This is a genomic window from Chroococcidiopsis sp. (genome assembly GCF_051657925.1).
GTDB lineage: Bacteria > Cyanobacteriota > Cyanobacteriia > Cyanobacteriales > Chroococcidiopsidaceae > Chroococcidiopsis.
On sequence record NZ_JBOFLP010000062.1, the window covers coordinates 1 to 5,545 of the forward strand.

The window sequence follows — 5,545 nt, forward strand, 5'->3', positions numbered from 1 at the left end:
TTACCATTTGGTTTTTAATTCGCTACAGTTGAGAAGCAGATACATTTAAATTGGTAAGTCATGAGTGGAAGAGTTAAGCTCAATATTGTTGAATCGGAGCAAACACTCAAAACCCTTTTAAGGCAACAAAAGACGGTAACTGGGAAAGAAAGAGTACAAGCACTGTATCTATTAAAAACACAGCAAGTGGAAACGGTACAACATTTGGCGGTAGTGCTGGGACGCAATCGAGTCACAGTACAAAGGTGGTGAAGCCGATACCGAAGTGGTGGATTGAATCAGCTACTAGAGGTAGGCAAAAGTACGGGAAGAACACCATTAATTTCAGCAGAAGTAGTAGAACGCTTAAAACAAGAACTCCTGGAACCGGAGGGGTTTTCAAGTTATGAGGAAGTCCGACTATGGTTATTAGCAGAGTTAGGGATACAAGTCAAGTATGATGTAGTACATAATCTAGTGCATGACAAACTAAAAGCTGACTTGAAAGTAGCCAGACCAAAAAGCAGTGAGCAAGAGCCAGAGGCAGTAGAAAACTTCAAAAAAGAACTGCCTCAAAAATTACAGAACGTGATACAGGAGGCAAAGAAGCAGTCAAAAAAGTTTGACAAAGTGCGCTATTGGTGTGAAGACGAAACAAGGTTAGGATTGAAAACCGTGCAGAGGAGAAAATTAACATTGAGGGGAGTTAAACCGAGAGGAAGTCTTCAGTTCAGACGAGAAAAATACTACGTATATGGTGTTGTGGAACCATGAAGTGGAGAAAACTTTTTCCGCGAACTTTCCCACTTAGATACAGAATGTTTTCAATAATTTTTGAATGAATTTTCTGAAACATATCCCCAAGCTCTACATATTATTCAATTAGATAATGGTTCATTTCATACTACTCCTAAATTGAAAGTTCCCGAAAATATAATCCTTTTATTTCAACCAGCTCATTGCCCAGAACTTAATCCAATCGAACGAGTTTGGCAGCACCTGAAAGATAGCCTAGCTTGGCAATTCTTCAATAATCTAGACGCTCTCAAAGTCACAGTCAGAAATATCCTCAAATCCTGGAGTACAAAAACTTTAAAAAAATTGACAGGTTGGGATTATATACTTCAAGCACTTAATGTTGCATATATTTAACCAAATGGTACTGTTGTTTAAAAATTGCCTGCACTTCTGGCGGTAGAGTCGATTCATCAGGCACTTTAAGCCAGGAAACTGTCTTTGCAGTCTCTTTCGTTTTCTCCTGCTCTGTTGCAGCTTGAGTCGGATTATCTTCTACAACCGTTGCTTTTTCCTGTTCTGTTGCAGCTTGAGTCGGACTATCTACAACCGTTGCTTTCTCTTTCTTAATTACAGCTTTAGTCGGTTTATCTAAAACCTTGGAATTTTTAATTCTTCTTAGACATATAGCTATCCTAGATGACTTGTGAGGTGAATCGATAAGCCTGCCGTAAAATCAGCGTTTTGTTAATTGTTAAATCTCCTGTGTAAATACTTTAGATGTCATATTGAGCGAAGCGAAATATCTCTAGATTCTTCACTTCGTTCAGAATGACATACCTGATTTTTTGATGCATTCAGGAGGTCTGTTAATGGTTAAACAATTAACTATTGACTATTAACCATTAACAATGTTTTCAAAGCCAAGGATGACGAGGTGGATTGACACCATTGAGGAAGTAGTTACCCACAGCGTAGTATTTCCATCGCACCGGATCGTGTAGAGTATGCGCTCTAGCATTGCGCCAGTGGCGATCGTAATTGTATTCTTGCAAAGTAGACTTGGTTCCCGCCAGTTCAAATAGCTTGTTAGTCGCTAGCAACGATGCTTCTGTCGCCAAAGCTTTTGCCTCAGCAACAGCAATAGAAGCTTCTACCACCTTGGCTTCTACCAAATCTGACTCATTTGCTCGGTCGATAAATTCACCCGCACGCCGTAGCAGTGCTTCGGCAGCGTGAACCTGAATTTGCACTTGACCCAAATTATAGATAGAAAGAGGGTCTTCATATCCGTATTCTAGGTTACTGTCAACCCAAGGACGGGTATGATTGCGGACAAAATAGATTGTGTCGCGCACGGCTGCTTTGGCAATACCAACGTCAACAGCTGCCTGGATAATCTGAGCAACAGCACCCATTGGAGTCGCACGCTCGAAAGCTAGGTAATGTGAAATGACATGCTCTGGTTTCACCTTTACATTCTCCAGAATAGTAGTACCGCTGGCAGTGGTGCGCTGTCCAAAGCTCGTCCAGTCATCTAGCAAAGTCAGTCTCTCTGCACCCCGTTCTACAAAGGCGATGACTGTTTTTCCGTCGTCGTTACTAGCAATGACCGGAATCCAATGCGCTAGCAACGCTCCAGCAGAGTAGAATTTTCTCCCGTTGAGTACGTACTCATCTCCCGATCGCTCCAGTCGCGTCCGCACGTCAGTGACAGACTTTGTGCCGATTTCAGAAAATGCATTGCCAAATCGCTGACCTTGTAAAACCAAGTCAAAGAAAAAGCGTTTTTGTGCTTCAGTACCATCCAGCCGGATGGCTTCTACCATGTACAGGTGATTTTGGGGGATTTGTCCCAGGCTGGGATCTGCCTCCGAAATAATTTTAACCACCTCTGCCAAGGTGACATTCGAGACGAAAGCACCACCATATTCTCTGGGAACTGTAATTCCCCACAAACCGCTTTGAGAAAACTTCTTCACCTCTTCAATGGGTAAACGCTTTTGCCGATCGCGTTCCGAATCTTCCCGCACAAATTGAGCTGCTAGTTCATAAGCAACTGCGATCGCTTGCTCGTCACTCTCAATTACTGTAGCTCTCGGTTCGGCTTCAACATTCACTAAAGTTGTCATACCTAATTCTCCGTAGCAATTACACAACTACTAATTCTTCAGCCGAACGGCGACGAGCTTCAATTTGGCGTACCAGAGGAATGACATCGCGACCAAAAGCTGGAAGATCGTCGGTGTAATGTAGGAAACCGCCGAGAATCAAATCTACTCCCACTTCGTAGTACTGCCGAATCCGGTCGGTTACTTGTTCTGCTGTACCAATTAACCCTGTCTTGAAGCCATCGTTGTATTGCACCAAGTCTTCAAAATTGGAATTCGCCCACATCCCTTGCTTTTCACGAGTTGAAGATCCAGCGTATTTCACTGCTTCGCCAAAACCTTCTACTGCCTTTTTATCCGCTTGGGCGATAATCTCTCGCAACACGTCATGAGCTTCTGCTTCGGTATCGCGTACCAAAATAAAAGCGTTCAAGCCAAACTTAACTTTGCGTCCCTCTTGCCGCGCTAGAGCAGAAACTTCCTCAATTTGCTCTCGCACTCCTTCGATCGTGTTACCGTTCATGAAGTACCAGTCAGACACGCGGGATGCCATGCGTCGGGCTGCTTTGGAGTTACCACCTTGAAAGAGTTCTGGGTGAGGAGAACTGACGGGTCTAGGCTTCACCCAACCGCCATTGATTCGATAGAAATCTCCTTTAAAATGAAACTCATCTTCCGTCCACATTCCTTTGAGGACGCGGATAAACTCCTCTGAACGACGATAACGTTCGTCGTGGTCTAGCCAAGGTTCGCCATAGATCGTGAATTCGTTTTTAAACCAACCGCTAACGACATTCAGGCAGAAACGACCTTGAGAGAGAAAGTCAATCGTGGCTCCCATTTTGGCTACTACACCTGGATGCCACAATCCAGGATGAACCGCCGCAATCAGTTTCAGTTTTTTGGTGACTGGTGCTAACGCTGCCACCATAGTGAGTGCTTCGAGTTGATACTCTGCTCCGTAGCTAGCAATAAACCGAGCTTGTGCTAGAGCGTAGTCAAATCCTACCTGCTCGGCAGTTTGAGCTAGTTGAGCGTTGTAATCGTAAGTCCAATCGGTACGCTGAGGAATTTTGCTGACTACTAACCCGCCACTGACGTTAGGAACCCAATATGCAAACTTAATATCCACCATGACTGACTCCTTTATTCGCGTAAGTCTGTTGGAAAACTAATGACCAATGACCAATGACAAATCAAAAAAAGTGGCAGATTGGAAAACATCTATCTGCCACTGGCAAGTGGTAGGAGACAACCGCAACTCAATTAACCTGAGCCAATTCTTTAGATGCGAGTTGATTGCTTTTCACAGCTGTGACAAAATCGCTCAGAGAGTGTTTCAGCCGTTGCTCAATCTCCTCATCAGGTCGAACGCTACCATCTTCGAGCCGTTGAAGTTGCTTATCTACTGCGTAGACACCGCCTAGTAGTTGCCTGCCGCCCAACTCAGACAGAACGGGTTTTAAGGCATAGTCGATCGCTAACAAATGCGCGATCGTGCCACCAGTGGCGATCGGCAAAATGACTTTACCCAACAACGCCTTCTGAGGCAGTAAGTCCAAAAACGCCTTGAGTACGCCTGTATAAGCAGCTTTGTAAATTGGGGTAGCAATAATTAAACCATCAGCTTTTTCGATTAGGGCTTTGACTGGTTCTAGCGCCGGACTATCGTAGCGTCCAAAAACCAAATCTTCAGCAGGGAAATCGCGGACGGAAATGAGATCGGTTTGGAATCCTTCTTGTTGTAGGAGTTGCAGAGCGTACTGCACAATTCCGTAAGTTCTAGAAGGATGCGTTGGACTACCAGCGATCGCTACAATACGAGACATACAATTAACCTCCGATTTGACACAAGACTTTTGACTTTTGTACGGGCGGATTTAGCAAATAGATTGAAGCTTTGACTTACAAATTTTTGGTCAAAACCCGCCCCTACGATTTTTAACTTTTTAATCCACAGTAGTTGTTGCTTTTCCCTGTAGCTGTTTGGGGAAATTTTCATTAGCAACAATCTCTCCAAATGGACTCAGAACGTGCTGTTGCTCGACTACGGGTAGATTCTCTAGAGGTAATCGGGGGAATAATAGCTCTGCTACTCGATAAGCTTCTTCCAGATGAGGATAACCAGAGAAAATGAAAGTATCGATACCCAAATCTGCATACTCCAGCATCCGCGCTGCAACTGTATCTGGATCGCCTACTAGAGCCGTTCCCGCGCCACCGCGTACTAAACCTACTCCTGCCCACAGATTCGGGCTAATTTCTAGTGCTTCTCGACTGCCACCATGTAATTGAGACATCCGGCGTTGTCCTTCTGAATCCATGCGGGCATAAGCTTTTTGCGCCCTCGCGATCGCCTCATCATCTACGTAGCGAATCAACTGATTTGCCGCATCCCATGCTTCGCTCTGAGTTTCGCGGACAATGACGTGCAGGCGAATGCCAAACCGCAACGTTCTGCCTTCTGCTGCTGCCAGTTGGCGAACTGAAGCAATCTTTTCGGCTACTTGGGCTGGAGGTTCGCCCCACGTAAGGTAAACATCGATATGCTTAGCGGCAATCTCTTGGGCAATTGGAGATGAACCACCAAACCACAAAGGAGGATAGGGTTTTTGGACGGGAGGAAACAGGATCTTACTGCCCCGCATGTTGAGATAGTCGCCCTTGAAGTCAGCAACTTCACCTGCGGCAATCTGTCGCCATACACTCAAAAACTCATC

7 protein-coding genes are annotated in these 5,545 nt (G+C 44.9%); 3 read left to right on the top strand and 4 right to left on the bottom strand.

Annotated elements, in window-relative coordinates:
* Positions 1–60: 60 nt before the first annotated feature.
* From ACRC32_RS04785 to ACRC32_RS04795, 3 genes are read left to right on the top strand one after another with little or no spacing between them, the layout of a single operon-like run.
* Complete coding sequence (locus ACRC32_RS04785) at positions 61–252, top strand: hypothetical protein (RefSeq protein WP_438552913.1); 192 nt, start codon at positions 61–63, stop codon at positions 250–252.
* Between the two features lie 21 nt (positions 253–273).
* Positions 274–753 carry a hypothetical protein gene (locus tag ACRC32_RS04790; protein WP_438552914.1) on the top strand — a complete coding sequence of 160 codons (480 nt, stop codon included), beginning with the start codon at positions 274–276 and terminating at the stop codon, positions 751–753.
* Positions 754–813: 60 nt separating this feature from the next.
* Entirely contained in the window at positions 814–1,131 is a 318-nt protein-coding gene (locus ACRC32_RS04795) for a transposase (RefSeq protein WP_438552915.1), read from the top strand.
* A gap of 500 nt (positions 1,132–1,631) precedes the next feature.
* Here the strand turns inward: ACRC32_RS04795 and ACRC32_RS04800 are convergent, their stop codons facing one another.
* The 4 genes from ACRC32_RS04800 to ACRC32_RS04815 all read right to left on the bottom strand — a co-directional run.
* A complete protein-coding gene (locus ACRC32_RS04800; protein WP_438552916.1) occupies positions 1,632–2,846 on the bottom strand; it encodes an SfnB family sulfur acquisition oxidoreductase in 1,215 nt (404 codons plus the stop codon).
* A 19-nt stretch (positions 2,847–2,865) separates the two neighbouring features.
* Complete coding sequence (gene sfnG / locus ACRC32_RS04805) at positions 2,866–3,960, bottom strand: dimethylsulfone monooxygenase SfnG (protein WP_438552917.1); 1,095 nt, start codon at positions 3,958–3,960, stop codon at positions 2,866–2,868.
* A gap of 127 nt (positions 3,961–4,087) precedes the next feature.
* Positions 4,088–4,654, bottom strand: coding sequence for an NADPH-dependent FMN reductase (gene ssuE / locus ACRC32_RS04810; protein ID WP_438552918.1), 567 nt, complete (start codon positions 4,652–4,654; stop codon positions 4,088–4,090).
* 120 nt (positions 4,655–4,774) lie between these two features.
* Positions 4,775–5,545 (bottom strand): LLM class flavin-dependent oxidoreductase (locus ACRC32_RS04815; RefSeq protein WP_438552919.1); only part of this gene is annotated, 771 nt, incomplete at its 5' end.

Excerpts from the sequence above, each read along its gene's own strand:
- sfnG (WP_438552917.1), bottom strand. The coding sequence starts at position 3,960 with ATGGTGGATATTAAGTTTGCATATTGGGTTCCTAACGTCAGTGGCGGG.
- ssuE (WP_438552918.1), bottom strand. The coding sequence starts at position 4,654 with ATGTCTCGTATTGTAGCGATCGCTGGTAGTCCAACGCATCCTTCTAGA.
- ACRC32_RS04785 (WP_438552913.1), top strand. The coding sequence starts at position 61 with ATGAGTGGAAGAGTTAAGCTCAATATTGTTGAATCGGAGCAAACACTC.
- ACRC32_RS04800 (WP_438552916.1), bottom strand. The coding sequence starts at position 2,846 with ATGACAACTTTAGTGAATGTTGAAGCCGAACCGAGAGCTACAGTAATT.